The organism is Streptomyces sp. NPDC005774 (genome assembly GCF_042871645.1).
Taxonomy (GTDB): domain Bacteria; phylum Actinomycetota; class Actinomycetes; order Streptomycetales; family Streptomycetaceae; genus Streptomyces; species Streptomyces pratens.
On record NZ_JBIAIV010000030.1, the window covers coordinates 19,742 to 45,228 of the forward strand.

At 69.8% G+C, this 25,487-nt stretch carries 25 protein-coding genes; 16 read left to right on the top strand and 9 right to left on the bottom strand.

Annotation, left to right across the window (positions count from 1 at the left end):
- The first annotated feature begins 331 nt into the window (after window positions 1-331).
- The 4 genes from ACFYQA_RS24715 to ACFYQA_RS24730 all read left to right on the top strand — a co-directional run bounded on the left by ACFYQA_RS24715 (window position 332) and on the right by ACFYQA_RS24730 (window position 5,991).
- The gene (locus ACFYQA_RS24715; protein WP_388921727.1) at window positions 332-2,707 is read left to right on the top strand and encodes a 2OG-Fe(II) oxygenase; all 2,376 of its coding nucleotides are present in this window, start codon (window positions 332-334) and stop codon (window positions 2,705-2,707) included.
- A 484-nt stretch (window positions 2,708-3,191) separates the two neighbouring features.
- Window positions 3,192-3,467, top strand: coding sequence for a hypothetical protein (locus ACFYQA_RS24720; RefSeq protein ID WP_388921730.1), 276 nt, complete (start codon window positions 3,192-3,194; stop codon window positions 3,465-3,467).
- Between the two features lie 16 nt (window positions 3,468-3,483).
- Entirely contained in the window at window positions 3,484-4,221 is a 738-nt protein-coding gene (locus tag ACFYQA_RS24725; protein ID WP_388921733.1) for a hypothetical protein, read from the top strand.
- Between the two features lie 351 nt (window positions 4,222-4,572).
- Window positions 4,573-5,991 carry an ATP-binding protein gene (locus ACFYQA_RS24730; protein ID WP_388921736.1) on the top strand — a complete coding sequence of 473 codons (1,419 nt, stop codon included), beginning with the start codon at window positions 4,573-4,575 and terminating at the stop codon, window positions 5,989-5,991.
- A 351-nt stretch (window positions 5,992-6,342) separates the two neighbouring features.
- Here the strand turns inward: ACFYQA_RS24730 and ACFYQA_RS24735 are convergent, their stop codons facing one another.
- On the bottom strand, window positions 6,343-6,483 hold the full coding sequence (locus tag ACFYQA_RS24735) for a hypothetical protein (protein ID WP_388921739.1): 141 nt from the start codon (window positions 6,481-6,483) through the stop codon (window positions 6,343-6,345).
- Between the two features lie 107 nt (window positions 6,484-6,590).
- Window positions 6,591-6,971, bottom strand: coding sequence for a hypothetical protein (locus tag ACFYQA_RS24740; protein WP_388921741.1), 381 nt, complete (start codon window positions 6,969-6,971; stop codon window positions 6,591-6,593).
- Between the two features lie 231 nt (window positions 6,972-7,202).
- Here ACFYQA_RS24740 and ACFYQA_RS24745 point away from each other — a divergent pair, with 231 nt between their 5' ends.
- Complete coding sequence (locus ACFYQA_RS24745) at window positions 7,203-7,484, top strand: type II toxin-antitoxin system Phd/YefM family antitoxin (RefSeq protein ID WP_388921744.1); 282 nt, start codon at window positions 7,203-7,205, stop codon at window positions 7,482-7,484.
- Window positions 7,481-7,735 carry a Txe/YoeB family addiction module toxin gene (locus tag ACFYQA_RS24750; protein WP_388921747.1) on the top strand — a complete coding sequence of 85 codons (255 nt, stop codon included), beginning with the start codon at window positions 7,481-7,483 and terminating at the stop codon, window positions 7,733-7,735. The genes ACFYQA_RS24745 and ACFYQA_RS24750 overlap by 4 nt, the downstream gene beginning before the upstream one ends.
- Before the next feature lie 193 nt (window positions 7,736-7,928).
- Here ACFYQA_RS24750 and ACFYQA_RS24755 read toward each other — a convergent pair whose 3' ends face one another.
- Window positions 7,929-8,072, bottom strand: a complete 144-nt coding sequence (locus ACFYQA_RS24755) for a hypothetical protein (protein WP_388921750.1) — start codon at window positions 8,070-8,072, stop codon at window positions 7,929-7,931.
- 261 nt (window positions 8,073-8,333) lie between these two features.
- Here ACFYQA_RS24755 and ACFYQA_RS24760 point away from each other — a divergent pair, with 261 nt between their 5' ends.
- The gene (locus ACFYQA_RS24760; RefSeq protein WP_388921753.1) at window positions 8,334-10,049 is read left to right on the top strand and encodes an aldehyde dehydrogenase family protein; all 1,716 of its coding nucleotides are present in this window, start codon (window positions 8,334-8,336) and stop codon (window positions 10,047-10,049) included.
- Window positions 10,046-10,609: an EF-hand domain-containing protein gene (locus ACFYQA_RS24765; RefSeq protein ID WP_388921756.1), complete on the top strand. Its 564-nt coding sequence runs from the start codon at window positions 10,046-10,048 to the stop codon at window positions 10,607-10,609. Before ACFYQA_RS24760 ends, ACFYQA_RS24765 begins: the two co-directional genes overlap by 4 nt.
- Window positions 10,610-10,768: 159 nt before the next feature.
- Here ACFYQA_RS24765 and ACFYQA_RS24770 read toward each other — a convergent pair whose 3' ends face one another.
- From ACFYQA_RS24770 to ACFYQA_RS24785, 4 genes are all read right to left on the bottom strand, one after another.
- The gene (locus tag ACFYQA_RS24770; RefSeq protein WP_388921759.1) at window positions 10,769-11,614 is read right to left on the bottom strand and encodes a GvpL/GvpF family gas vesicle protein; all 846 of its coding nucleotides are present in this window, start codon (window positions 11,612-11,614) and stop codon (window positions 10,769-10,771) included.
- Complete coding sequence (locus ACFYQA_RS24775; RefSeq protein WP_055592082.1) at window positions 11,611-11,925, bottom strand: gas vesicle protein K; 315 nt, start codon at window positions 11,923-11,925, stop codon at window positions 11,611-11,613. The genes ACFYQA_RS24770 and ACFYQA_RS24775 overlap by 4 nt, the downstream gene beginning before the upstream one ends.
- A 73-nt stretch (window positions 11,926-11,998) precedes the next feature.
- Window positions 11,999-12,955 (bottom strand): gas vesicle protein, encoded by a 957-nt coding sequence (locus tag ACFYQA_RS24780; RefSeq protein WP_388921762.1) that lies wholly within the window; start codon window positions 12,953-12,955, stop codon window positions 11,999-12,001.
- Complete coding sequence (locus ACFYQA_RS24785) at window positions 12,945-13,559, bottom strand: gas vesicle protein (protein ID WP_388921765.1); 615 nt, start codon at window positions 13,557-13,559, stop codon at window positions 12,945-12,947. Before ACFYQA_RS24785 ends, ACFYQA_RS24780 begins: the two co-directional genes overlap by 11 nt.
- Window positions 13,560-14,002: 443 nt before the next feature.
- On the opposite strand from ACFYQA_RS24785, the gene ACFYQA_RS24790 reads away from it, so the two are divergent.
- Window positions 14,003-14,401, top strand: a complete 399-nt coding sequence (locus ACFYQA_RS24790) for an alcohol dehydrogenase catalytic domain-containing protein (RefSeq protein WP_388921768.1) — start codon at window positions 14,003-14,005, stop codon at window positions 14,399-14,401.
- Window positions 14,402-14,458: 57 nt separating this feature from the next.
- Here ACFYQA_RS24790 and ACFYQA_RS24795 read toward each other — a convergent pair whose 3' ends face one another.
- Both ACFYQA_RS24795 and ACFYQA_RS24800 read right to left on the bottom strand, forming a co-directional pair.
- Entirely contained in the window at window positions 14,459-14,722 is a 264-nt protein-coding gene (locus ACFYQA_RS24795; RefSeq protein WP_388921771.1) for a type II toxin-antitoxin system RelE/ParE family toxin, read from the bottom strand.
- Window positions 14,715-14,984: a type II toxin-antitoxin system Phd/YefM family antitoxin gene (locus ACFYQA_RS24800; RefSeq protein WP_388921774.1), complete on the bottom strand. Its 270-nt coding sequence runs from the start codon at window positions 14,982-14,984 to the stop codon at window positions 14,715-14,717. The genes ACFYQA_RS24795 and ACFYQA_RS24800 overlap by 8 nt, the downstream gene beginning before the upstream one ends.
- Before the next feature lie 445 nt (window positions 14,985-15,429).
- On the opposite strand from ACFYQA_RS24800, the gene ACFYQA_RS24805 reads away from it, so the two are divergent.
- The 7 genes from ACFYQA_RS24805 to ACFYQA_RS24835 all read left to right on the top strand — a co-directional run bounded on the left by ACFYQA_RS24805 (window position 15,430) and on the right by ACFYQA_RS24835 (window position 25,120).
- Window positions 15,430-17,640 (top strand): DEAD/DEAH box helicase, encoded by a 2,211-nt coding sequence (locus tag ACFYQA_RS24805; RefSeq protein ID WP_388921777.1) that lies wholly within the window; start codon window positions 15,430-15,432, stop codon window positions 17,638-17,640.
- A gap of 622 nt (window positions 17,641-18,262) precedes the next feature.
- The gene (locus tag ACFYQA_RS24810; protein WP_388921780.1) at window positions 18,263-19,237 is read left to right on the top strand and encodes a phosphotriesterase; all 975 of its coding nucleotides are present in this window, start codon (window positions 18,263-18,265) and stop codon (window positions 19,235-19,237) included.
- Window positions 19,238-19,285: 48 nt separating this feature from the next.
- Window positions 19,286-20,245 (top strand): phosphotriesterase, encoded by a 960-nt coding sequence (locus ACFYQA_RS24815; protein ID WP_388921783.1) that lies wholly within the window; start codon window positions 19,286-19,288, stop codon window positions 20,243-20,245.
- 63 nt (window positions 20,246-20,308) lie between these two features.
- On the top strand, window positions 20,309-21,424 hold the full coding sequence (locus ACFYQA_RS24820) for an FAD-dependent oxidoreductase (RefSeq protein WP_388921786.1): 1,116 nt from the start codon (window positions 20,309-20,311) through the stop codon (window positions 21,422-21,424).
- A gap of 5 nt (window positions 21,425-21,429) precedes the next feature.
- Complete coding sequence (locus ACFYQA_RS24825) at window positions 21,430-22,353, top strand: alpha/beta hydrolase (protein ID WP_388921789.1); 924 nt, start codon at window positions 21,430-21,432, stop codon at window positions 22,351-22,353.
- Between the two features lie 35 nt (window positions 22,354-22,388).
- Window positions 22,389-23,384 (top strand): MBL fold metallo-hydrolase, encoded by a 996-nt coding sequence (locus ACFYQA_RS24830; RefSeq protein WP_388921792.1) that lies wholly within the window; start codon window positions 22,389-22,391, stop codon window positions 23,382-23,384.
- Window positions 23,381-25,120 (top strand): CocE/NonD family hydrolase, encoded by a 1,740-nt coding sequence (locus tag ACFYQA_RS24835; RefSeq protein ID WP_388921795.1) that lies wholly within the window; start codon window positions 23,381-23,383, stop codon window positions 25,118-25,120. Before ACFYQA_RS24830 ends, ACFYQA_RS24835 begins: the two co-directional genes overlap by 4 nt.
- Window positions 25,121-25,487: the final 367 nt, after the last annotated feature.

Genomic DNA, 25,487 nt, shown 5'->3' on the forward strand with positions numbered 1-25,487 from the left:
CCAGCACCATACTCCTATATGGCGTCGATGTGGGGCGGGTTTCGAGGGGGTGGGGATGACCCCCTGAGTCTTTTTCGCTCGACCGCCGGGTTTGGGTGTGTCAATTTAACGGCCCTGTCTCACATGCGGTGGTAACGGAAAGTCATTGCTGATGTGCCTGGTCCGAGCTTCAAGGGGAGCAGCCGCAGCCGCGCCATCGAGCAGGACCAGCACGGTGCCGACGGTCGGTCGTTCGCGCGGGAGCGGTGCCCGCCGTCACTACGATCGTCAGGGAAGCCGGGGTGTCCCCGGTGGTACGAAGCAGGGCATGGACGTGAGAAGGGGGCGGGGCATGGCGATCTCGGCACGGGAGCGGCTGGCGCGACTGCTCGGTGGCTCGGACCCGGGCGGCTCGTTCGCCGCCCGGATGAACGCGCCGGCCGACGCGCTCCGGCTGGACGTGGAGGGTGTTGGGCCGGTGGCGCTTCCGCTGCGCGCGCCGCGTACGAAGAAGCTGATCGAGGTGGCGCGGCCGGCGAAGTTCGGGCGCGGTGAGGAGACGTTGAGCGACCCCGGTGTCCGCGACACCTGGGAGATCGCTCCGGACCGGTTCGAGCTGGGCGGGACAGGGTGGGTGCCGATGCTGGACGCCGCCCTGGAGTACTTCCGTGACGAGCTCGGGCTGCCGGCGAAGACCCGGCTGCGGGCCGAGCCGCACGCGCTCCTCGTGTACGGCAAGGGCCAGTTCTTCCTCCCTCACCAGGACTCCGAGAAGGACGACGCGATGGTGGGCACGCTGGTGGTGTCGCTGCCTTCGGCGCACACCGGCGGCGAACTGGTGGTGGAGCACGGCGGTGAGAGCAGGGTCTACCAGGCGTCGAAGGAGCGGCTGACCTTCGTCGCCTTCTACGCCGACTGCCGGCACGAGGTCAAGCCGGTGAAGTCGGGCTATCGGGTGACCCTCACCTTCAATCTGCTCGCCGAAGCCGAGGACGAGGACGCGTCCGGGGACGTCGGCCCGGTCGCCGACCTCGCGGTTTGCCTGACCGAACACTTCGCCGAGCCGGCCCTCCCGCGCTGGGGAGGCCGGGAACTGCCTCCGCCGAACCGGCTGGTCTACCTGCTCGACCACGAGTACACCCAGCGCGGACTGTCCTGGAGCCGCCTCAAGGGTGCGGACGCCGAGCGCGCCGCGCTGCTGCGTGCCGCCGCGGCGCGGGCCGGCTGCGAGGCGATGCTCGCGCTCGCCGAGGTGAAGGAAACCTGGGACGCCTACCCGCCCGGCGGCGGTGACCCGTGGGACCGCGACTACTACGACGACTCCTATGACGAGGAGGATGAGGAGGACCTGGCCCCCGGCACCGGGAGCGGCGCCCACGACGACTATGCGGACTACGAGCTCAACGACCTGATCGACGACGAGATCACTCTCGGCTGGTGGACCCGGCCGGGCGGCGGGGGCGGCGAGGCGATCTGTCTGCCCGTCTCCTACGAGGAGCGGTGTGCCTCCACGCCGAACAAGAACCTGGAGCCCTTCCGGTCGGAGTACGAGGGCTACATGGGTAACTACGGCAACACCCTTGACCGTTGGTACCGACGTTCCGCGGTCCTGCTGTGGCCGCGCGAGCGGGCGTTCGCGGCCCGGGCCGAGGCCGGATCCGAAGGCGCGCTGGCCGAGCTGCGCGACCGGATCGCGGCTGGGGAGCTGGACAGGGTCCGGGCCGATGCGGCCTCGCTGGCGTCGTTCTGGCCGCAGACCGCGCCGCGGGCCGAAGCGCTGGGTACGGCCCTTGAGGTCGCGGCCGGCCTGGGCGTGCCCGGGACGGCGGCGATGCTGCTGGAGCCGTTCCACGCGGAGGCGCTCACCCCGGACCACGCGGATGCGCTGGCCGCGGTGGCCGGGGCGTACGGCAGAGAGTGGACGCGTGAACTCGTCGGGGGATGGTTCCCCGCACAGCGCGTCTGGCGCGTGTCCGGGGCCGACCGTGGAGAGTGGGTGCAGGGCCTGCCCCAGCTGTGCGACGCACTGCGCGCCGCTGGGGACTCGTACACGGCGCGGCTGCTCGCGGACGCTGCCTGGCGCTGGCTGGAGGAAGAGCTGGGCCTGTGGTGCGCCCGGGCGCGGGCCGAGGAGCGCGGGCCGCGCCTGGCCGAACTCGGCCTGCCCTTGGCATGCGTCTGGCAGGCGGCCGAGGACGAGCGGCGGGCCGCGATTGCGCAGGCGCTGCGCGGATACCCGGACACCGTCCTGGAGTGCGTGGTCCCGGCCCTGCGCGCGGCGGCGAAGCTGCCGGCACAAGTACGCGGGGCGGCGGGGGTCGCGTTGCTCGCGCGGGACTGCGTCGGGCGTCTCGAGGCGTTTCTCGCCACCCCGCAGCGCGCCGAGGGCGACTGGTCGATCGCCTGGGCGGGCTGCGGGGCGGGCCGTGGGCTCGTCGCCGGGAGAGGGCGGACGCACGCGGGCGGGTGCGAGCTGTGCGACACGTTGGCCGCGTTCCTCGCTTCCTCCACCGAGCGGGTTCGGGAGTGGCCGCTGGCCAAGGACGGACGGCGGCACGTGCACAGTGCCATCGACCTGGCGGGCCTTCCGGTGAGCCACTCGACCCGGCGCCAGGGCCGCCCGTACACGCTGGTCCTGACCAAGACCGATGCACTGTTCACGCGCGAGCGGCAGACTCGGCGCACTGCGGGCACGGACCTGACCTGGCTGAAGGCGACCTGGGCGTAGGCCGGAAGGCAAAGGTGGGGAGGGCGCGAGCACGCAGGCGTCTGCCGGCGGATCCGCCATGTATTTCCAGGCAGGTGGAGGACCAGCCAGTCCGCACACAGTCCGCAGGACGCTCGTAAACGCCCGTCGGAGGCCAACGCAACCAAACGGCGAAACCGCAGGTCAGCGCCCTGGTTTGGACTCCGCCGCAGGTCAGGCTCGGCCCTCAGGTATTCCGCTTCAACGTGTAGCGGTGGATTCCTCGATCTGCCGAGGTGCAGGTCAGGGGGTGTAAAACCTCAAGTCAGGGGCCAGGTCTCAGATCTGGCCCCTCCTTGTCCTGCTCGGGTGGTTCCGGCCTTCCTGGAGTGCTGTGCATGACTGCGTCATGCTGATTCACCTGCGATGACGACTGTATGCACGTCGCTCCGACCGTGCCGCTCGACACGTACTCGGTGGATGGTGAATGAGGTACTTGGGTACCATGGCTCTGGAGGTGAGGGTCATGGTGGCAGCGTCGAAGGCGGTTCGGCAGTCCCCGCTGAAGGTGGATCCGGAGACGGATCAGCTGATCAGCCAGGGCGCGCATTTTCTGGGCCTGACGAAGAAGGACCTGGTCGCTGAGGCCGTGCGGGTCTACCTGGAACAGAGGCGCGAGGATCTGAGGGCCGGCATGGTCGAAGCGCTCCAGGTCCTCGACGGGTCGCTCAAGTCGGACGTGATGTTGCTGACCGGGCTGACCGCGGAGGAGATCGACGCGGTCGGTGGGATCGACGAGTAACGGAATCGGGAACCTGATGCGCTCAGCACGCCCCACCCTGCGCTGTGTGCAGGAGGACCTCGATCTCCCGCTTCCGCCGGTCACTGCGGCACTGGATGAGACCGACCATCCGATCGTTGCCAAGGCGGCGGAACAGTTCGCCGATGCCGAGGTCAAGCACGAGCGCATCCGCGCCGTCGACGACCAGGTGTTGTTCAAGGTCAAGGTGCAGCGCTGGCGTGCAGCCGTCTGGACAGACGCGGATCTGCCGTGGCTGGTGGCGGCCGGGAGGCGGGAGGACGGTTCGGGGGACGACTTCTACGCCAAGCTGGAGGCGGAGGGGAAAGCGGCTCGTGCGCAGTACAACGCCATGCATGCCGAGGCGCTGAGGACCGTCACGTCCACGGCGAACCTTCTGCCGACGAGAGAGGACCCCATCCGGTATCGGGCCGAAGCAGGTGTCCGTTTCGTCCGTCGGCTGCGCACCATCCTGTTCGACCTGACGCGGGACACTCTGCGGGACGGCCGTGAGCACGCCGTGGACTTCGACACCTTCACCCTGGGACTGCAGGTCCGCGCCGACGACGGCCATGAGACGTACCTCGCCGTCCGGATCACCGGTTTCAGACCCGCCGCCAGCAACAGGCGCAGCCGATCCGAGACGCCTACTTCCTCCTCGGGCTCGAACACTCCTCCTCCCTGGCCGTGTCCGTCCCGCAGTCGGCCCCCGACGGCCGCCTTGCTCCGCGTACCTACGTGCGGTACGAGCAGGTGACGGAAGAGCTCGGGTACCTCCTCGTCATTGGCCGCCGCGAAGACCGACGGTGAACACCCGTTGTGACGGAGTCATTTCGCTTCGCATCCGAGAGTGAGTCTGGCGCGAGGCGCGCCTCGGGAATCGGGGTTCGGCGGGGTTGTCTGTTGCCTCTTCCGTTCTCCGGTGTTCTCCGTCTGTTCCTTGCCGCGACCTGATTCGACCATGATCGGGACAAAGTGATCGAGAGTGACAGGGTGAGGCTTTATCGACCATGCCTGGAGTGACGGCTTCCTGCGGCCTGGCGAGGTCATCCACTAACGTGCATGTTACTAACATTTTGATTAGTAACATGCACGGAGGTTGGCGGGCATGGTGGACTTCGTGGGTCGTCGGCAAGAGCTGGCGACGTTGGAGCGAGAGCTGCACAAGGTGGCGGCAGGGGCCGGCGGGGAGCGGCCCGGTCGGTGCGTGATGTTGCGTGGGCGGCGCCGGGTGGGCAAGTCGCGGCTGGTCGAGCGGTTCGCGGAGCGCTCCGGGGCCCCGTTCTTGTTCTACGCGGCGACCGGTGCGTCCCCTGGGGATGATCTTGCACGGCTCGCCCGGGACGCCCAGGCATCGACGCTGCCGATGGCACGGCTCGTGGCCGCCGCGCGGCCGGAGAGCTGGGACGCCGCGTTCGACGTGCTGGCAGCCGCGCTGCCCGCTGACCGGGCGAGCGTGCTGATCATCGACGAGTTGCCGTACCTGATGGATGCCGGTGGCGCCTTTGAGGGGATGCTGCAACGGGCCTGGGACCGGGTGCTGGAGACCAAGCCGGTGCTGCTGGTCCTCATCGGCTCCGATCTGTCGATGATGGAGGCCCTGAACAGCTACGGGCGCCCCTTCCATCAGCGCGGCCGGGAGATGGTGCTGGGACCCCTGAACCCCGCCGAGGTGGGGCAGATGCTCGGACTGGAACCGGCGGAAGCCTTCGACGCCGCGCTGGTCACCGGCGGGCTGCCGCTGATCTGCGCGGAGTGGCCGCGAGGCGCAGGACTGTGGGACTTCCTCGGCGAGGCGCTGAGCGACCCGGTCTCGGCCCTGCTGGTGTCGGCCGAGCGCTCGCTGGCTGCCGAATTCCCCCCGCAGGCTCAGGCGCGTACGGTGCTGGCAGCCGTCGGCAGTGGCGAGCGGACCTTCACCAACATCGCCCGTGCGGCCGGCGGGATCGGGGCCACGCCCCTGCATCGAGCCCTGGAACTGCTCACGCACAAGCGGATCGTCGCTGCGGAGCTACCCGTATCGCTGCGTCCTTCAAAGGATCGCCGCTACCGGGTGACAGATCCCTACCTGCGCTTCTGGCTGCACCTGCTCGGCCCGTCCATGGAGGAGATCGAGCGGGGACGGGGTGATCTGACCCTGGCGCGCATCCGGGAGAACTGGACCAGCTGGCGCGGCCGGGCCGTCGAGCCCCTTGTCCGCGAGGCCCTGGCGCGGATACTGCCCGATGACAGGCTGCCCGCGGCCCCCGCAGTGGGCGGCTACTGGACCCGCACCAACGACGTCGAGATCGACATCGTCGGGGCGGACCGCGCCCCCATCGCCAAGGAACTGCTCTTCGTCGGCTCCATCAAGTGGCTGGAGCAGTCGCCCTTCGACCGGCACGACCTGGCAGCCCTCCATCGACACCGGGCCGCCCTCACCGGCGAACCTGTTCCCGTCGTGGCGGTCTCGCGTAGCGGAGTCGACTGCCCGGGGCTCGATACCTCCTATGGTCCCGGCGATCTGCTGACCGCCTGGCCACTGTGAGCGGCGGATGACAGGTGAGGAGCGGGAGCCGGTGAGCGCGATCAGGCCGCAGAAGCCGGAGACGTCCCGCACACCTCGGCCCGTAGCCGGCGCTCCTGAGACTCCTCGTACTTCGTCGCGGATCCCGTTCTGGAACGACTTCGCATTTCCGCAGGTCACATGAGTCATGGTGGAGCGGTCTTCTCTTCACTGCCTCCTTCCGCGCGGACACTACCGGCCCAGCCATACGGTTTCCGGAGATACCGTTGCCGCCCCTTCCGGTCGCAGGATGCGCGCTGTTCGGTTCGAGGTGGCGCGGGTGGTCCGAGTCCTTCCTCAGCCGGTTTCCCCGGGGTGCTGGGACGGCATCGGTCACCTCTTCGGGGACAGGTCGATACGGTCGATCCAGGTGGGGGCGACGAAGATGTTGTCGTCGGCGGGGCCTTCGGAGGCTTCCAGCAGGGGCCAGGAGCGGGACTCTTCGACGAGGTGCTGCCAGGTGTCTGTAAGCACGTGAGTCGGCCCCACGGTACGGACGAGTTTTGGTACCACCCTCGAACCGGTGGCCGACCGTTCACCCCGGCCCCTGACGGCCTCTTCTCGCTGGCTGCGCCTGCGCATCAGCCCATCACCGGCCCGGCGGTCGAACGGCTGTCGGAGCCAAAAGAACTCCGTGCACTGGAGCCCAAACAAGTGCTTACAAACAGCCAGGGCGCGGTCCAGTCGAGTTCCCGGTCCAGGCCGGTGCCGGAGACGCCGTATGCGCGGCTGGCGTCCACCCGCCAGAACTGGGAGTAGAGGATCACCTGGGCGTGGTCGGTCAGGTCGTTGACGATCTCGGTGAAGTGGGCTGAGGGCCAGCCCGGGGCGTCGTCCGCAGCGGTGGCTCGCAGGCGCGCGGTGAGCGGCGGGACGACAGGGCTGCGTGCGCCGAGTTCGGTCAGGGACCAGCGGATGCCGCCCGGCTTGGTCCAGTCGGGTGGGTCTGCTGTTCCAGGCATCGCGGTAGGCGCGGCGCAGGGGCTCGACCGCGCCGTCGATCTCCAGGATCGCCAGGGCCATCGCCGCCCATTCGCGGACGGTCGGGTTATCGCTTTTCGGCAGCCCGATGAGAGCCGGCCCCTTGTTGTTGCTCATGCTGGGAGGTCTGCCCCCATCACCGGGCGTCTGCTCTGCCCATGAGCAGTGAGAGTGGTACGTTATTCAGTACCACTGATGGAGAGGGGCAGGTCATGTCCATAACTGCGAGCGAAGCCCGCAAGGCTCTCTTTCCGCTGATCAAGAAGGTCAACGACAACCACGAGGCCATTGAGATCGTCTCCAAGCACGGCAACGCCGTACTCGTCTCGGCCGAGGACTACGCGGCACTGCGTGAGGGCTCATACCTGCTGCGCTCGCCTGCGAACGCACGACGTCTGCTCAAGGCGTACGAGAACGCCCTGGGCAACATCAACGTGTCGGAGCGCGAGCTGATCGATCCGGACGCGGCGGATCCTGCTGCGGGTGCCGCGTGAGGCTTGTCTTCGAGGATCAGGGCTGGGAGGACTACGCGTCCTGGCTCAAGAACGACCGCAAGATGCTTGCCCGGATCAACAAGCTCATCGAGGACGTCAAGCGTGATCCCTTCTCGGGGGTCGGCAAACCCGAGCCCCTCAAGTACCACTTGCCCGGGGTGTGGTCGAGGCGGATCGACGACGAGCACCGCCTCGTCTATCTGGTGACGGACAGGGAGATCGTCATCCTCGCGGCTCGTTACCGCTACTGACCGCTCGGGCGGTGCAGGCCGTTCCTGGGGATGCTGCTCCCGCGCTGGGATGTCACTATCGTCCTCCGTGCCGGTTTCGAACATGAGGTCGACACGGAGGCTGTCTGGTGCCGTCCGGGGCACAGTGGAGCTTGGCCGTGAAGAAATCAGCCGCTGCGTTCGGGATCTCGTTGGCCGCGTCGGTTCGGCGATATCACTTCATCGCCTTCATCGGCTTGGACTCCTCCGCTGGAGGCTGACGGGCGTCGGGCGTCGGGCCGGCGGAAAGGCGCACCAGGGCGTTCTCGGCCTCGGCCGACAGGGAAACCGAACCGGCGAGGCCGAGCCGATCCGTCACTGCCCGCCGCAGCAGCTCGCGGACCTCGTCCGCCCAGAGTCCGGAGCTTCAGCACCAGCAACCGTGAGAGCAACGGTGACACCTTGACGTGTTCGGGCTGGTCAGTGGCGCACTTCTGACCGTCGGGCGGCGCCTCGGCCGGCACCGGTGCTTACCACGCGAGGGAGACGGGCCGGGCGGCAATGGGTGGATTTCCCCTGTTCAGGGTGGAGGGTGCCGTAACAGGTCTGAAGCCGGGCCCCGGTGCGAAGAATCCGGGGTGTGAATGCTTCCTCGGGGACCGCGCTTCGGAGCTATCCGGTCCTGCTGGCCGGCGTACCCGCCGCCGGCGAAAGCTGGGTGCACTGGCCCAGGAGCAGCGCCGTGCTGCTCGACACCTACGAGACGGTCGCGCTCAAAGCGCGTCTCGACCACGACCGGGCCGACCCGGCGGACCACGACGACCCCCGGCTGGTCGGCAGGGTGGCGCGGTCCACCGGCGAGCAGGCCCTCGCGGCGCTCGCCGCGGCGCGCGAGGCGCAGCCGGCCTGGGCGCGCGTCCCGCTCGATCACCGGCTGGACTTCGTCCGCGCCTTCCACCGCCTGCTGCGGGAGCGGGCTGAGGAACTCATGTCGGTCCTCGTCGCCGAAGGGAATCCGCTGCAGGTGAGCCGGTGGGCCCTGTCCGCCGCGCTGAATCTGACGCACCCCGACTCGGTCGCGTACGCGCGTGCCGCCATGGTCTGGGAGGGCGGTCACGCGGGCCGGCTGGTGCGGCTGGTGCGCAAGCCCGACGGGGTGGTCTGCCTGGACCCGGCGCGCAACGCCCCGATGCTCACCGCTCTGTCCGGGGTGCCGACGCTGGCGGCGGGCAACGCGCTGGTGGTCAACGCCCCGCCGACGGTCCCGCTGAGCACCGCCTACCTCTTCCACGAGCTGGTCGCCCCGCTGCTGGCCGACCACGGGGCGCCGCCCGGCACGCTGAGCGTGCTGTGCGCGCCGGCCCGGCCGATGCTGCGCACGTGGCTCGCCTCCCCGCACTGCGACGACATCTTCTTCTTCGGCGGTTCGGCCCAGGGCGCCGAACTCACCCGCTCCTGCCTGGAGCACGGCAAGAAGCCCATCATGGAGCTGGCCGGCAACGACGCCCTCGTGGTCTGGCGGGACGCCGACCTGGACGGCGCCGTCGAAGCGGCACTGGAGCGCTACCTGGGATCCGGGCAGCTCTGCCTGGCACCGAAGTTCGCCCTGGTGCACCCCGCCGTTGCGGACGACTTCACCGAGCGGCTGCACCGGAAGGTGGCCGCCCTGGGCGTGGGGCTGCCGGACGACCCGGAGGTCGTGCTCACCCCGGTGATCAAGCGGAACCAGTGCAAGGAGGTGCTGGACGACGCCGTGGCCCGGGACGCCGAACTGCTCTGCGGTGGTGACCTGGTCGACGTGCACGGCCGTCCCTCCCCGCGGGGCCCGTTCGTCCGGCCCGTGCTGCTGCGCGTACGGGGTCTCGAGCGGGCGGCGACCATGAACGCCGTCACCGAGGAGACGTTCTTCCCCCTGATGTGCGTGGTCGTGCCGGAGGCCGCCACGCCTCCGGCAGCGGCCTCGGACGATGCGCTGCTGGACGCGGTCCTCGCGTTCGTCAACGCCAATCGGTACGGGCTGCGCAACTCGCTGTGGGCGCGTGATCCGCACGTCGTCCACCGGTTCACGGACGAAGTGACCAACGGCGGTGTTCTGAAGGTCAACGACAGCCACATCGGGACCCTGCCCGTGCTGCCCATCGTCGGCGGCACGGGGCTGTCGGGCGGAGTCTTCGGGGAGGCCAACGTCTCCTTTCTGCGCACCACCCGCCTCCAGGGCATCAGCCTCGCCACCGGGACCGGTGAGCCCTTCGACCACCTCGCCGCCGCCGGAATGCCCTGGGAGGCCCGGCCGGCTCTCTCCACCCGTATCCCTCTGCCGGGACAGTCCGGCACCAGCAGAAAGGCCGACACATGACCACGCTCTCCGGGATGCCCCTGCTCCACCGCAAGATCGACCTGTGCTTCCGGCACTTCGACACCGACGACAACGGCTTCATCGACCGCGAGGACCTCCTGACCCTGGGATCGCAGCTGCTGTCCAAGTTCGGCGAGCCCGTCACCTCGCCCAAGGGCACCGCGCTGATGGACGGCATGACCCGCTTCTGGGACGCCCTGGTCGCCGCCGCGGACCAGGACGGCGACGAGCGGCTCACCCGCGACGAGTACCGGGACTGCATGACCGGCGCCTTCGTCGAGTCGCCCGAGGGCTTCGACACCTCGTTCCGGCCCCTGGCGGAGGCGGTGTGCGCGCTGCTGGACACCGACGGGGACGGTGAGGTGGACGAGCGGGAGTTCGAGGCATGGCAGGAGGTGTTCCGCACCGCGCCCGAGAACAGGGCCGACGCCTTCCGCAAGCTGGACGCCGACGGGAACGGCAGGCTCACGGTCGACGAGCTGCTGGCCGCCGTCCGCCAGTACTACCTCAGCCCCGACGCCGACGCGGCCGGCAATTGGCTCTACGGCACGGTCGCCTGAAGCAAGCACGAGCCGGGGCCCGGTGGGTAGCGGCCTCGCCGTCTGCCGGCCCCCCGGCTCCCGGCCCCCCGGCCGCCCGTCCGCCGACGGCCGTCACTTCAGGCAGGATGCGCCACCGCAGTGCCGAGTACCGGCAGGGATCAGTTCCTTCACGGACGCTCAGGGGGCCATTTCCTCCGCCTGGGTGCGGTGGCGGGTGTCGATGAAGGAGTACGGGGGCCAGGGGCCCAGGAAGCGGATGCGGACGGCGGGCTGCCGGACCCGCAGTTCGTTCAGGACCGTGCCGACGGTGTCGATGTCCTCCTGCCGGACGAGCAGGGCGGCGCACAGGACGTCCGTCTCGCCCGCGGCGCGGTGGGTGGGGCTGCGGTCGCGGTAGTCCTCGGCGACGGCCAGCAGCCGCTGTCTGGTCTCGGCGTGCAGGGTGTCGGCGAACTGTCCGGCCGCGTTGCGGGCCCGGTGCTCCCGCTGCTTGGCCATCAGCCTGCGCATGCCGGGCGACAGGCCGTCCGGCCGGTCCTCCGGCGCGTCCTCGCCCGCTTCGCCCGCGTCGCCCGTGATGACGGCCGCACGGTCCACGGTGATGTCGACCCGTAGTTCGCACCGGCCGGCCAGGTCCTCCAACTGGCCCGCGATGTCCGCCGCCTGCTCGGTGACCCACTCCGTCAGGCGCTGTTCGGCGCTCCGCCCGGCCGCGGGCCGGCCCTCGGGCGGCGGCTTCTCGGCGACCAGGACGTTGAAGGTCATCGGCAGGATGCTGCCGGTGCGTTCCCACACGGCGTCCACCGCCCGGCTCTGCTCCTCCACCCAGCGGCGCACCTGGTCGTCGCCGCCCTGGAGAGGGGACGGCGGAGCGTCGTGCACCAGTGCCGCGACGGAGGCGCCGGGAACGCGCACCAGCCGCAGCGGGCGACCGTCGATCCCGGTGACGCCGTCGGCCGCGCCCCGCCGGTCCGGCCGGTCCGGGAGCAGTGCGTACACGTACAACGCCGTGTGCTCGGTCATCGGTCCGCCTCCTCCGCCCAGCGCTGCGGGTTGATCAGCTTGTCCACCACGTCGTCGACCACTTCGTCCAGCCCCCGGTGCAGGTCGGCGACCGAGGAGACGATGCCGTGGTCCTCCTTGATCTGCTCCATCGCCTCGTCCAGTTCCAGCAGGGCGTTCGCCAGGCGTTCGGCCTCCTGCGGGGTCAGGTCGTGGCCGTTCATACGGCGCAGCGCCTGGCGGTCCAGCGCCTCCTGGATGACCTCCACCAAGGTGACCACCAAGGACAGCACCCCGTGTTTGAGGCTCTTCTCGTCGACGGTCAACGGCATGTCGGCTCTCCACCCTCCTGCTGTCGTGCTCGGTCGTTCACCCGGTTGCTCACCCAGCCGTTCACCCGGTCACTCATCCGGCCGCCGCCGCAGGTCCCGTCGCAGGTTCCGTCAGGGACCCCGCCGCGCGCAGCCGTTCCGTCCAGGCCGCCGGATCGTCCGTGGCCAGCCTCACCTCGTCGCCCGCGGTGGTGTGGACGGCGATGACGCCGCCTTCTCCGGCGGGGCTGTACGCGGGTACCCGCCGCACCTCGGTGATGTCCGCCGTGGACAGCACGAGCGCCGGCCGGGAGTCCACGGGGGACTTCCAGATCAGTCTGTCGGCGGTCAGCCGTCCCTGACCGCCGCGCCACAACGGCCCGCCCCGGCGCGGTTCGTGGTACCACACGTGCTCCTCGACGAGAGGCTGCTCCTCCTCGACGGGGGGCGCGAAGGGGAGGGCGGGCACCGGGCGGCCCGCGCACGCCTCGGTGAGGAGGGCGTGCAGTTCTCCGGGCTGACGGGCCGAGAGGCGTTCCTGACCGCCGTCGGCCAGGGCGACGTCCAGACGCAGCCGTTCCTCGCCCCCGACCGCCCTCTCCGGTTCGAGACGCACGGCGGTGACGGCGTCGAGTCCGGTCTGCCACAGGATCTCCCGTGGTTCGTCACGCAGGACGACGAGGCGCCGGTCGGTGAGGTAGACGGTGCCGGGCCGCCATCCGTGGTAGAGGCCCTCGGTCAGGAGGTGGCCGCCGGTCATCCGGCAGACGACGTTCTCGTCCTCCCCCAGGTCGAGGGCGCGGCGGGCGACGGACCGCTCGGCCCAGGCTCGGGTGTCCTCGTCCCAGTGGCGCATCATCCCGTACTCCAGCATCGTCTCCATCCCGGCGATGGCCGCCCGCAGGGAGACGCCGATCAACGGGATGTCGGCCACGGCGACGATCAGGTCCAGGTGCAGGACCGCGCCCTTGTTCAGCACGACTTCCAGCAGGTCGTCCAGGGTGACCCGCGGATCCCGCGTGGGGCGCATCGGTGACAGGTCAGCCGTCACGCCGTTCCGCCTCGCCCTCGGCCGGGGACGGTTCGGCCGCCCGGTGGTCCTGGTCCTGGTCCTCGTCGCTGTCGCTGTCGCCGTCGCTTTCGCCCTTGTCGTCGGCGGCGGGCTCCTCACGGCGCTCGGTCAGCTCCGCCGGCTGTGTGTGCTCGGAGCGACCCCGCATCTGGGCCTGCGCGCTGAGCCACCCGCACCAGGGGCACCACTTCTCCAGCAGTTGCTCGACAGGGGAGCGCTTGCCGCAGGCCGGGCAGCTCTCCTTCTCCTCACGCGTATCGCGCCACGCGGCGGTCTCCGTGTCCGTGCCGGACGGGAACTCCAGCCCGTAGCGGGCGGCCGTCTCGAAAGAGGCCAGCGCCGCGCGCAGACGGATGCCCAGCAGTTCCACCCCGGCCACCGAGACCATGATGTCGGCGTTGAGCACGAGGCCCTTGTCCAGCAGGGTTTCCACCACATGAGCGAGGCTGCCGTCGCCGTCCCGCCGTGGCTGCATCGGGGACGGGCCCGCACTCGCAACCCCGCCCTGCGACGGGCCGCGCCGCGAGACCGTGGACGGGAACCCGTTGTCGCTCGGGGTGATCCTCTCGGGGTAGCTGCTCATTCCGCGCGTCTGTCCGCTCTCCTGTCACTTACACGCCCGAGCCCGGGCCCGACGGCGCGTGAACGGATCAATTCTCATGAACGGGGAGGCATCGGCGAAGCGGCCCGGACGGCCCGGACGGTCTGGACGGCCAGAACCTCGTGGCAGCAGCTGCGGTGCCGAAGTCCGGCCGCGCCAGGAAGTCCTGAAGGCCGGCGGCTCCGCAGGAACGCGCAGGAAGGGAAAGCCGGCGCGGCGAACGCCGCCCGCTCGGTCCTCGGCGGGCGTGAGGCGTGGGCCGCATCATGGGTGGATGAGCGACCGGACGATGACCGACCGCCGTTCTGCGTCGGCACGGAGGTCCTGAGGCACTCGAGTTCCGGACGGACTGGCCGCCGGCCCCGCGTGGGACCCGGGCAGGTGCTCGTGCGGGTGGGCGCGGCCGCGGTGAACAACACCGACGTGTGGACCAGGGAAGGCGCGTACGGACTGCCCGGTCGCCCCGAGGCGAAGGCCAGACGGCGCGGAGCGGGGACTTCCCCCGCGTCCAGGGCGGCGACATCGCGGACGTCGCCAGTGAGACGGCCGAGGACGTGCCCGACGCATGGGTGGGGCGCCGGGTTCTGCTCGATCCCGCCTTCTACGCGGACGCGCGCGCGGACGCCGCGCCTGTCGGGCTGCTGGGCAGCGAAGCGGACGGCGGCTTCGCCTCCTACGTCGCGGTCGACGCCGCCCGCGTCCACGACGTGAGCGACTCCCTGCTCTCGGACCGGGAGCTCGCCGCCCTGCCGGTGGCCTACGGCACGGCGATGGGCACGCCGGAACGCTCCCGCATCGGCAGCGGGGAGGGCCGGTGCTGGTGACCGGCGCTTTCGAACCAGTAGGTTCCGGCACGCCTTCCGATTCGACGAAGCCGCCCCTCAAGTGCCGTAAACGGTGGAGCGATGCCCGATGTGCACGACCCACACCACCAGCTCTCCGGTGTCGAGCGTGTAGACGACGCGGTAGTCGCCGACTCGCAGCCGACGGCGTTCCGGCTGGGATACGAGCGCGGTGGTGTGGAAGCCGAGGGGATCGCTTTCCAGCTCGGTCAGCTTGGCCAGGATGCGCAGTGCCATGTCGCGAGGGATCTTCCGGAGTTCGGCCTGTGCCTCGGGCCGGAAGACGGTTCGGTACTCACTCACCACGCGCCAGCGTCTCCCTCATGATGTCCTCGATCGGGATACCCGGCGTCGAGTCGGCCATGCGCTCGTCGATGATCCGGTTGATTTCGCGCTCTTCCCACTCCTGGTACTTGCGTAGTACCTCGATGGAGACGACCGCGGCGACTTCCTTGCCTCGGCGTGTGATCACCGTGGGCACGTCGTCGCGATCGGCGCGTTCCACCACCTCGGCGAGATGCGCGCGGACATCGCGGATGGACTCTATGGGCAGAGACTGCGTCATGCGCTCAAGCGTACCGAGTGGACCATGTGTGCACAATCGTACGGAGTGGACCATGTGTACATCATGAGGCGCGGAGTAAGCGCCACCGGGGTGGAAAAGGGGTTCCCGACGTCTGCTCAAGACGTACGAGAAGGCTCTGAGTGACATCGACGTGTCGGATCGTGAATGGATCGATCCGGACGCCGCGGACCCTGCTGACGGTGTCGTGTGAGGCGTGTTTTCGAGAATCAGGGTGAGGGCCAAAGGATCATCGTCCTGGTCGCCAGCTCCCACCACTGATCGCCGGGTACGTTCGGGTCGCGCCGGGCCGGCGGCGAACCCGCAGGTCTGCGGGGTGCCGCAGGTGTCCCGCTTGAACGCCCGACCGAATGCCCGAAGCGTGACCAAGAGCCTGGCCGGGAGAGCTCCGGGAGTCCGTCGGGGCCGGTGCAGGCGGTGGGGGAGGATGCGGGGAGGGCGAGGAGGGGCGGGAAGCGTGGGGCGTGGCGAACGGGACACGGTCGCGAGGGGAACGCGACTGTACGAGGCGGCGCAGGCGGTGGCCGGGGACCACGGCAGGGCGGCCGAGGCGGTACGGGCGGCGCTGAAGCCGATCCACGACGCAGCGGTGAAGCGGGAACTCGACGCCATCCCCGTCGCCCGGTTGCAGGACGTCACCGAAGGGCGGCTGCGGCTGGGCAGTGTCGAGAAGAGCGGGCTGCGCACAGTGGGCGGTGTCCTCGAAGCGGGCCCCTACCGGTTGCGGCAGATTCCGGGTGTCGGGCAGCGCACCGTCGACCAGATGCTCGCCGCCGCCCGCCGGCTCTCCGAGGCTGTGCGCGAGACCGTGGCCGTCCACATCGACGTGGACCGGCCGGACCCGGGCACCATCGCACTCGTCATGGCCCTGCACGTACTGGTGGAAGCCGGCCCGGACGCTCGTCGTGCGGTCGACAGGGCCACCGTCCTGTCGGAACGGCTCGGTCCGTTGCTCGCCGACGCCAGGCCCGCCGCCGGACGATTCCGGATGCTTGTGGCGGGCCGGGAGAAGAAGGCCCGCGCGTTGGCGGCGGCCACCGAGATCCGGTCACTGGTGGACGAGGGGGAGCGGTCGGGCCTGTCCGGGCTGTTTGCCCAGGCGTCGGTGGACCTGCTCCGAGGGCCTTCGTCCGACATCGCGGCCTGGGTGGACTTCGAACTCCGTTCCACTGAGTACTACAGCCTGCTCGCCGAGATCTCCGGGCGGCTGCCGGACGCGGCCGCCGGTGAGGGCTTCCTGCCGGACGAGATCGCCGAGCGGGTACGCACCCAGCACCTCGACGACATGCACCGGCGGGTCTCCCTGCGCGGTTACCAGGCTTTCGGCGCGCGGTTCGCGCTTGCGCAGCGCAAGGTGATACTCGGCGACGAGATGGGCCTCGGGAAGACCATCCAGGCGATCGCCGTGCTGGCACACCTGGCCGCCGAGGGGCAGAGCCACTTCATGGTCGTCTGCCCGGCGAGTGTCCTCGTGAACTGGACACGGGAGATCGAGGCCCGCAGCGCCCTGCGTGTCATGGTGCTCCACGGCCCCGATCGGCACGACGCGTTCGCCGACTGGAAGGGGCGGGGCGGAGTCGCGGTGGCCACGTTCGACGGGCTGCGCGGTTTTCCCGCGCCGGGCGGCGGGGAGGTCGGACTGCTCGTGGTCGACGAAGCGCACTCCGTGAAGAACCCGAAGGCCAAGCGGTCCCAGGCGGTCGCCCTGTGGGCGGAACGTTGCGGGCGTGCCCTTTTCATGACGGGCACTCCGATGGAGAACAGGGTCGTGGAGTTCCGCAACCTGGTCCGGATGCTCGACGGCGACGTCGCGGATTCCTTGGGTGAGCGGGAGGCGTTGGCCGGATCGGTCGCCTTCCGCAAGGCCGTCGCCCCGGTCTATCTGCGGCGCAATCAGGAGGACGTGCTGACGGAGCTTCCGAGTCTTCAGCAGACCGACGAGTGGGAGGAGCTAAGCGCATCGGACGAGGAGGCATACCGCGAAGCCGTGCGCGCGGGCAACTTCATGGCGATGCGCAGGGCCGCGTACACGCACCCCGCGAAGTCGGCCAAGCTGGACCGGCTCCGGGAGATCGTTCAGGAAGCCGGCGAGAACGGGCAGAAGACGGTGATCTTCTCCAACTTCAAGGACGTACTGAGCGTGGTGAAGGAAGCAGTTGTGGCCAAAACCACCGACGGCACTCCGGTGTTCGGTCCGCTCACCGGAAGTGTCCCGGCCGGGCGGCGGCAGCAGGTCGTCGACGACTTCGCCGGTGTCCCGGGCCCCGCGGTGCTCCTGGCGCAGATCCAGGCAGCGGGCGTCGGCCTCAACATGCAGGCCGCCTCCGTCGTCGTCATCTGCGAACCCCAGATCAAGCCGACCCTCGAGCACCAGGCGGTGGCCCGGGCCCACCGTATGGGCCAGGTCAGGCCGGTCCGCGTGCACCGCCTGCTCGCCACCGGGGGAGTGGACGAACGCATGGTGAGGATGCTGGAGGACAAGACCCGCCTGTTCGACGCCTATGCCCGCCGCAGTGCCGTGGCCGAAGCAACTCCGGATGCTGTCGACGTGTCGGACACCGAGCTGGCCCGCCGGATCGTCGAGGAGGAACAAGCGCGCCTGGGTATGACGGACGAGAGACTCACGGTAGCCGAGTAGCCGAGTAGCCGAGTAGCCGAGTCGAGCCGGAGAGCGGCTTGCCGTGGCCGAGGCCGCCGCCCACCGGTGGACGGTCGGGTTCTCGCTGTTCAGTAGGCCGATGAGGACGGGGCGGTTTCGGAGCCGACCCCGATCGGTTCCGCGCGGGCGTCGTGAGGACGCGTCCGCCTCGCCGTCGAGCTGCTGGACGAGTGTCTCGATGCGGGAGGTCATGCCGCGGGGGCGGGCCGGCGGCCGGCCGTGCTGGTCGCCGGTGCCGAAGTCTCGGCAGGCGCGCCGGGCCTGGATCAGGGGGACCTCGTTCGCCCGCCGGCCTCGGCCATCGGGTCGGACCCTGTCGTCCTTGCCGAAGCAAGCGATGCGCTTTTAGTGCAATTCAGGCATATTGCTCGGGGTGGGGTGCCTGCGGCGGGGGGTCCGCGCCGGTGGCGTCCTGCCGCTTTTCGGGGCGTCGCCGCAGGGTGGACGGGCTGTGCCGTGCGTCCGATCCGTTTCCCGTGAATTGTTTTTTCGTCGTGTCAGTTTCATTGACGTCGTGTAAAGCGAATGGCTACCTTGACATCAGCCACAAGGGTGCGGTGCGCCCCTGCGGCGTACCCCACCCCGGACACGTGAGGCAGGCATGAGCGTCGAGAGCAACACTGTGAACACCGTCCTCGGCCCGGTGGCAGCCGAGGATCTGGGCGTCGTGTCGGTCCACGAGGCGCTGCTGTCGGTGGTCCCGGGCGCGGAGTACGCCTACGACGTCACCTTCGACCGTGCCGAGATCTTCGAGACGCTCGCCGCCAAGCTGAAGGACTTCCGCGCCCACGGCGGCGGCACCGTCGTCGACAGCACCGGCATGTTCCACGGCCGGGACGTCCGGCTGTACGAGGCCCTCTCCCGTACGACCGGCGTGCACATCGTCGCCTCGACGGGCCAGGGCCCCGAGGAGATGCTCGGCGGCTACTTCCTGACGCCGCAGACCAACCCGCCGACGCCGTGGCCGGCCGAGAAGTTCGCCGACCTCTTCACCAAGGAGGTCACCGAGGGCATGGTGGTGCCCCGCGTGGAGCGACGTGGCGCCGCCGGTCTGGTGGCCACCACCGCGACCCCCGAGGGCATGACCGCGACCGACGAGAGCCTGTTCCGCGGTGCGGCCCGGACCGCCCTGAGCACCGGTGTCGCGGTCTCCGTCCGCTACGGTGCCGACGCCCTCCACGACCTCGACGTCGTCCTCGACGAGAAGCTGCCGGCCGACCGTGTCGTGGTCGGCGGACTCGACCGCAAGGACGCCGTCGCCGCCGGCGCCCCCCTCGGGATCGCACGGCGCGGGGCCTACGTCGCCCTGGACCACGTCGGTACGCAGGACGACGCCCACATCACCGATGACGAGCGCGCGGCTCTGGTCGCCGAGCTCGTGCGGGCCGGCTTCGGCGACCGGATCCTGCTCTCGAGCAGCGCGACCGGCGTGGCCAAGGGGCACCCCGGCAACGACCTGCCGTACAGCTACGTCCTGACCACTTTCGTCCCGCTTCTGAAGGCACAGGGTCTCAGCGACGAGGACACGCGGCGGATTCTCGTGGAGAACCCGCGCGACCTGCTGTCGGCGCGCTGAGCGCCCCCGCGAGCGACCGTCAAGTCTCTTTTCTCAAAGGTGAGTGTTGTGTCGAGAGTGAACACAGTCCTGGGGCAGATCCCGGCCGAGGAGCTGGGTCTCGTGGCCATCCACGAGCACATCGGCTACGGCATGCCCGGCTCCGAGCTGGACACGAAGTGGTGGAAGACCCCCGAGCAGCGGTACGAGGAGACCGTGCCGAAGCTGCGCAGGTTCCACGAACTGGGCGGCGGCACCTTCGTCGACGCGACCGGGATCTGCAACGGCCGTGACGTCGACTACTACAAGTCGCTGTCCGCGAAGACCGGCGTCCACATCGTCGCCTGCACCGGCTTCGTCGGCGGCGACACCGCCCTGCCGCACTTCGCCCGGGCCGACGTGGACTACCTGACCCGCCAGTTCGTCCACGAGATCACCGTCGGTATCGGCGACACCGGCAGCCTCGCCGGTGTCATCAAGGTCGGGGTGAGCCGCGGTGGCCGTATGACGGACCTGGACAAGCGCATCTACCGGGCCGCCGCCCGCGCCTCGCTCACCACGGGCGTGCCGGTCCTGACCCACCTCGCGATCGACGCCGAGAACGCGATCGCGATCTTCGAAGAAGAGGGTCTTCCCCTGGACCGCGTCCTGTTCGGGCACGTCGACGACGGCGTGAACGCCGACAAGACGCGCGACGTCTGGATCGCGGAGCAGGGCGGGCGCATCGGCTTCGACACCTTCGGCTACGAGACCGAGCTGCCGGACCCGCCGTTCTGGGCCCGCCCCCGCCAGGAGCGCCTCGACCACTTCCTCCGGTTCATCGGCGACGGCCGGCTGCACCAGGTCCTCGCCTCCGCCGACGCCAACTGCAGCCCCCTGGGCTGGCCGGGCGTGAAGGGCCACACCGTGAACTACATCTTCGAGGACCTCATCCCGGACCTCCGCGCCGCCGGTCTCGACGAGGCCGCCATCAAGACGATCTTCGTCGACAACCCGGCCGACTTCCTGACCCTCCAGAAGTCCTCCTGACTCCCCAGAAACTTCCCGACCCTTCACGGTCTTCCTGACCTTCCAGAATCAGAGAGAACCACCATGCAGACCTCAGAACTGAAAAACCTGAAGATCGCCATCGTCGGTGCGGGATACGGCGGTGCGGCGGCGGCCAAAGCGCTGAGCCTGCTGGGCGCCGAGGTCGACGTCTACGAGCAGGCGGGCCAGACCCGGGAGGTCGGCGCCGGGATCGGTCTACGGCCCGCCACCATGAACCGGTTCCGGCAGTGGGGCATCTTCGACGCGATCGCGAAGGTGACCTCGCCGAGCGAGTACTTCGAGATCCTCACCGCCACCGGTGACCCGATCATGAAGGAGGCGTGGCCGGCCGACGGCGAGCAGAGCCACACCCACCTGATCCACCGCGGCGACTTCATCGAGGCCCTGCTGGGCGTGCTGCCCCAGGGCATGGTGCACCTCGGCCACAAGCTGGAGAGCATCCAGGACAACGGCGACCGCTCCGTCCTCACCTTCGCCAACGGCAGGACCGTCGAGGCCGACCTGGTGGTCGGCGCCGACGGCATCAAGTCGGTGGTGCGCAAGGAACTGTTCAGCGACAAGGGTCCGGTCTTCTCGGGCGAGCACGCCTACCGTGCGGTCATCTCCGTCGACGACGCCCACGGGATGGTCACCGACGACAACCTGCGGATGTACATCGGCAAGGGCACGAAGGTCTACCTGCTGCCGCTGCGCCACCGCGGCCAGGTCTCGTTCGACATCACCGCCCTGTGCCCGGACGGTGCCTGGAACCCCGAGGTCACCAAGGACGACATCCTGGCGACGGTGGAGGGCTTCGACGAGCGTCTGGTCGCCATCACCCGCGACCTGGACATGTCCACGGTCAACATCCGCGCGGTCTACGACATCGACCCGGTCGACACCTGGCACTCCGACTCGGTGGTCCTGCTCGGCGACGCGGCCCACTCGATGCTGCACCACCAGGGCCAAGGCGCGAACTCCGCCATCGAGGACGCCGGCGCGCTGGCCGACGCGCTGCGGGACGCGGACTCCCTGAAGGAGGCGCTCGCCCGGTACCAGGCCACCCGCAAGCCGGAGACCGACAAGCTGCAGGCCATCTCGCGCCAGGGCTGGTCCGAAGAAGAGATCGAAGACGTCTTCCCGGGCCAGAAGCCCGCCGACGCCGCGCCGAAGGAGTAACGGAAATGCCCCTGCACCCCGAGATCGCCAAGTTCCTCGCCACTTTGCCGGCCCCGCCCGGGGGCCCGCTCGACCCGGTCGCCATGCGCGCCGGGGACGAGGCCCACGTCGCTCCCCTCGAGGAGCGCCTGCCGCTCCACGCGGTCGAGGACGTGACCGCACGGACGGCGTCGGGCGAGGTGCCGGTACGGATCTACACGCCGGCCGAGGCCGACAGCTACGGCGTGCTGGTCTACTTCCACGGCGGTGCCTTCTTCCTCGGCAGCCTGGAGACGCACGACCACGTCGCGCGCTCGCTGGCGAAGGAGACCGGGCTCAAGGTCGTCTCCGTCGGCTTCCGCCTGGCGCCCGAGGCCGCCTTCCCCGCCGGTCTCGACGACTGCTACGCGGTCGTGCGCTGGGCCGCCGAGGAGGGCGAGAGCCTGGGCTGGGACGGCACGACCCTCGCCGTCGCCGGCGACAGTTCCGGCGGCACCTTCGTCGCCGCGGTCGCGGCCAAGGCGCACGACGACGGTTTCGACCGGATCACGCACCAGATCCTCTACTACCCCTCGCTCGACCTGGACTTCGACGTCGACCGCTATGCCTCACTGCGGGAGAACGCCGTGGGCTACGGCCTGGAGACGGCGGGGCTGAAGCCCTTCAACGCCTTCTACATCGACAGCGGCGCCGACCCCGCGGACCCGCTCGTCTCGCCGATCAAGCGGGCGGACCTCACCGGGCTGCCGCCGGCCCTCGTCGTCACCGGGGAGTACGACCCGATGCGCGACGAGGGCGAGCTCTACGGCCGGCGGCTGCAGGAGGCCGGCGTGCAGGCGACGGTGAGCCGCTACGAGGGCGCGGGCCACGGATTCGTCCAGCACTTCTCCTGGATCCCGGAGTACCACAGGGTCTTCGAGGAGACGCGCGACTTCCTCGGCCGGCGCTGACCCGGCCGACCGCGTACGAGTTCGGAAAGAGGACCATGACGCACGCAGCCACCGTCCATCCCCTGGTCTCGCCGTGGGGCCGGTTCGGTCTCTACAGCTTCTTCATCGACGCACCCGAGCCGGCGATCGTCGACACCGGGATCGGCTCCTCGCCCGCCGAAGGGATGGCTCCCGCCCTCGAGGCGATCGGGCGCCGTATCGAGGATGTGCGCTGGATCCTGCTGACCCACGGTCACATCGACCACGTCGGCGGGGCGTACGCCCTGTGGGAGCTCACCGGCCGGCGGGCACAGGTGGTGATCCACGAGGCCGACGCGCCGATGCTCCGCTCGCGGCGGGCCCACGTGGAGGAGTACCTCGCGGGGCGGGGCCGGTACCTGGGCGACCCGGAGGGGGAGGCGAAGGTGACGGCCGCGGCGAAGGCCGTCATCTCCGGCGAGATGGAGCCCACCCTGCTCGTCAAGGGCGGCGAGACCCTCTCCCTCGGCGGCGACGTCACCGTCTCGGTGCACTCGATACCGGGCCACACGCCCGGATCGGTCGCCTACGTCGTCGACGGGCAGCGCTCGGTGTTCGTCGGCGACTCCGTGCAGGTCCACGGGGCCGCCAACGGTTTCCCCGGCTACACGGACCCGGTCGCCTACCGCACCAGCCTGGAGTACCTGCGCGACGAGATCCGTCCGCAGCACCTGTACCTCGGACACCCGTACCGCCGTGCCGACGGCACGCCGTACGGCGTCGAGCTGGACGCCCTCCAGGCCCGGGAGGCCATCGACCAGAGCCTCTCCGTCGAGGGCCGGGTCGCCTCGGCCGCCTGCGGTTGCCTGGAGGCCGGCCTGAAGGAGACGGATTCGCCGTACTCCCCCTTCGCCGGCGTGGCCGAGGGCCTCGGCTACACCGGCGACCCCACGCTCGAGCCGTCGCCGTTCTTCACGTCGATGCACGGCTACCGCACGCAGCACCCCCAGAACTCGTACCGCACTGTCCTGGGGGACGCCCCCCAGACCCCCGGAGGAGCTTCACACTCATGACCGACTTCCAGACGATCCGGGCGGGCCGGCAGGAGATCGCCGTCCGCAAGGATCTCCGAGTGCCGATGCGCGACGGTGTCATGCTGGCGGCCGACACCTACAGCGGCGTCGACGACAAGCCGAGGCCGGCGCTCGTGGCGCTCAGCCCGTACGGCAAGGAGCTGCAGGCCCTCGCGCTCACCACGCCGCCGCAGCGGCGCCCCAGCCCGATGTGGGACGGCTGCATCGAGGCCGGTGACATCGCGCGCGTCGTCCAGGAGGACTACGTCCACGTCATCGGCGACCTGCGCGGCTCCGGCGCCTCCGAGGGCGAGCACATCGGCAACTACAACGCCGGTGGCGTCTCCCTCGGCCAGGACGCGTACGACTTCATCGAGTGGGTCGCCCAGCAGCCGTGGTGCGACGGCAACGTCGGCATGATCGGCATCTCCTACTTCGGCTCGATGCAGGTGCTGGCGGCGGCCGAGCGGCCGCCGAGCCTCAAGGCGATCTTCGTCAGCGGCGGCCACTACGACTTCTACGAGACCACCTACCACGGCGGCGTCATGTGGTTCATGCCGCGCGCCGCTCGTGAGGGCCGCGGTGGCGACTCCGGCTGGGCCTTCACCGACGGCGTCAAGTCCCGCATGCTCGAGACCTTCTCCCCCGAGGAGATCAAGGAGAAGGTCGCCGAGCGGCTGCGGGACCCGGACGTGGCCGCCTGGCCCAACCTGGTCCATGTGCTGAACTACCCGAAGAACCACGAGGCCTGGTTCGACATCGTGATGAACGAGGTCGACGGCGAGTGGTACGAGGAGCGCAACCCGATCACGCTCGCACCCAACATCGACATCCCCGTCTGGCTCCAGATCGACCAGGGCCGCGGCTGGACGATGGACGGCACCATCGAGCTGTACAAGTCGCTGAAGGGCCCGAAGAAGCTCGACATCGGCCCCTACCCGCCGATGCAGTCGCGCCCCTTCATCGAAGAGCACGACAAGATGTTCCGCTGGTACGAGTACTGGCTCAAGGGCATCGACAACGGGATCATGGACGAGCCCGCCGTCACCGTCCACGTCGAGGGCTCGCGCGAGACCGTCACCGGCGCGCAGTGGCCGCCGAAGGACGTGGAGCACAAGTCGCTCTACCTGCGCCCGCGCCGCAAGCTGTCCTTCGAACCCGAGCTCATGGGCACCGAGTACGCCGCCCCCGACGGCTTCTACCAGGCGCCGCTGACGGTGACCGACAAGGTGGAGATCCTCAACTGGAGCACCGCTCCGTTCACCGAGCCCACCGAGATGATCGGCCAGGGCGCGGCGCACCTCTTCGTGGAGATCGACCAGCCCGACACGAACCTCATCCTGCGCATGTGGGACGAGGCCCCGAACGGCAAGCGCCAGCTCATCACGACCGCCTACCTCAAGGCCTCGCACCGCGAGCTCGACGAGGAGCGCACCACGGAGGGCGACCCCCACCACCCGCACACCCGGGCGGTGCCGGTCGAGCCGGGGAGGATCGAGGAGTACGTGCTGCGCGTCTACCCGTTCGGGGCGACGTTCCTGCCGGGCCACAAGCTGGTCGTGGAGCTCTCCAACGCCGAGCCGCTGGCCGACGAGCACAACGCGCTGCTGCCGCCGGACGCCTTCCACCTGCCGGTGGGCCGCCCCGTCACCCACAAGATCTACCGCGACGCCGAGCACCCCTCCCGGCTCGTGCTGCCGTTCACGACCGTCAAGGCGCCGGACGCGGCACGGTAGGGCCTCTGCCCGCCACCACGAAGACGAGCCGCGCAGCGGCTCCTGACGCGCCCTCATGACACCGGCCGACCGGCCGCCGTACCCTCGGCGGCCGGTCGGCCGGTGTCATGTGCGGCTCGCCGCACCGTCTCGGCGCCCTCGCTGCCCTGGGTTTCAAGAGTTTCACGGGCTTCATGGGCTTCATGGGCGGGGGAGGCCGGCGGGTCGGCACATATGTCGCCTGCATGGCGGGGCTGTTTCGTTCGCGTGGGCCCTCTTGTGCGATTCCTGTGGAACCCTCAATCTTTCGACTGACGCACGCGGTTGTTCCGACAGTAGCTATTGTCATGGGCACGTCATCCGTGTTCGGCTGTGCCACACCCACGGC

Coding starts and splice junctions, on each gene's coding strand:
- ACFYQA_RS24715 (WP_388921727.1), top strand. CDS start 332: ATGGCGATCTCGGCACGGGAGCGGCTGGCGCGACTGCTCGGTGGCTCG.
- ACFYQA_RS24720 (WP_388921730.1), top strand. CDS start 3,192: ATGGTGGCAGCGTCGAAGGCGGTTCGGCAGTCCCCGCTGAAGGTGGAT.
- ACFYQA_RS24725 (WP_388921733.1), top strand. CDS start 3,484: ATGCGCTCAGCACGCCCCACCCTGCGCTGTGTGCAGGAGGACCTCGAT.
- ACFYQA_RS24730 (WP_388921736.1), top strand. CDS start 4,573: ATGGTGGACTTCGTGGGTCGTCGGCAAGAGCTGGCGACGTTGGAGCGA.
- ACFYQA_RS24740 (WP_388921741.1), bottom strand. CDS start 6,971: ATGCCTGGAACAGCAGACCCACCCGACTGGACCAAGCCGGGCGGCATC.
- ACFYQA_RS24745 (WP_388921744.1), top strand. CDS start 7,203: ATGTCCATAACTGCGAGCGAAGCCCGCAAGGCTCTCTTTCCGCTGATC.
- ACFYQA_RS24765 (WP_388921756.1), top strand. CDS start 10,046: ATGACCACGCTCTCCGGGATGCCCCTGCTCCACCGCAAGATCGACCTG.
- ACFYQA_RS24770 (WP_388921759.1), bottom strand. CDS start 11,614: ATGACCGAGCACACGGCGTTGTACGTGTACGCACTGCTCCCGGACCGG.
- ACFYQA_RS24775 (WP_055592082.1), bottom strand. CDS start 11,925: ATGCCGTTGACCGTCGACGAGAAGAGCCTCAAACACGGGGTGCTGTCC.
- ACFYQA_RS24785 (WP_388921765.1), bottom strand. CDS start 13,559: ATGAGCAGCTACCCCGAGAGGATCACCCCGAGCGACAACGGGTTCCCG.
- ACFYQA_RS24800 (WP_388921774.1), bottom strand. CDS start 14,984: ATGACGCAGTCTCTGCCCATAGAGTCCATCCGCGATGTCCGCGCGCAT.
- ACFYQA_RS24805 (WP_388921777.1), top strand. CDS start 15,430: ATGCGGGGAGGGCGAGGAGGGGCGGGAAGCGTGGGGCGTGGCGAACGG.
- ACFYQA_RS24810 (WP_388921780.1), top strand. CDS start 18,263: ATGAGCGTCGAGAGCAACACTGTGAACACCGTCCTCGGCCCGGTGGCA.
- ACFYQA_RS24820 (WP_388921786.1), top strand. CDS start 20,309: ATGCAGACCTCAGAACTGAAAAACCTGAAGATCGCCATCGTCGGTGCG.
- ACFYQA_RS24825 (WP_388921789.1), top strand. CDS start 21,430: ATGCCCCTGCACCCCGAGATCGCCAAGTTCCTCGCCACTTTGCCGGCC.
- ACFYQA_RS24830 (WP_388921792.1), top strand. CDS start 22,389: ATGACGCACGCAGCCACCGTCCATCCCCTGGTCTCGCCGTGGGGCCGG.
- ACFYQA_RS24835 (WP_388921795.1), top strand. CDS start 23,381: ATGACCGACTTCCAGACGATCCGGGCGGGCCGGCAGGAGATCGCCGTC.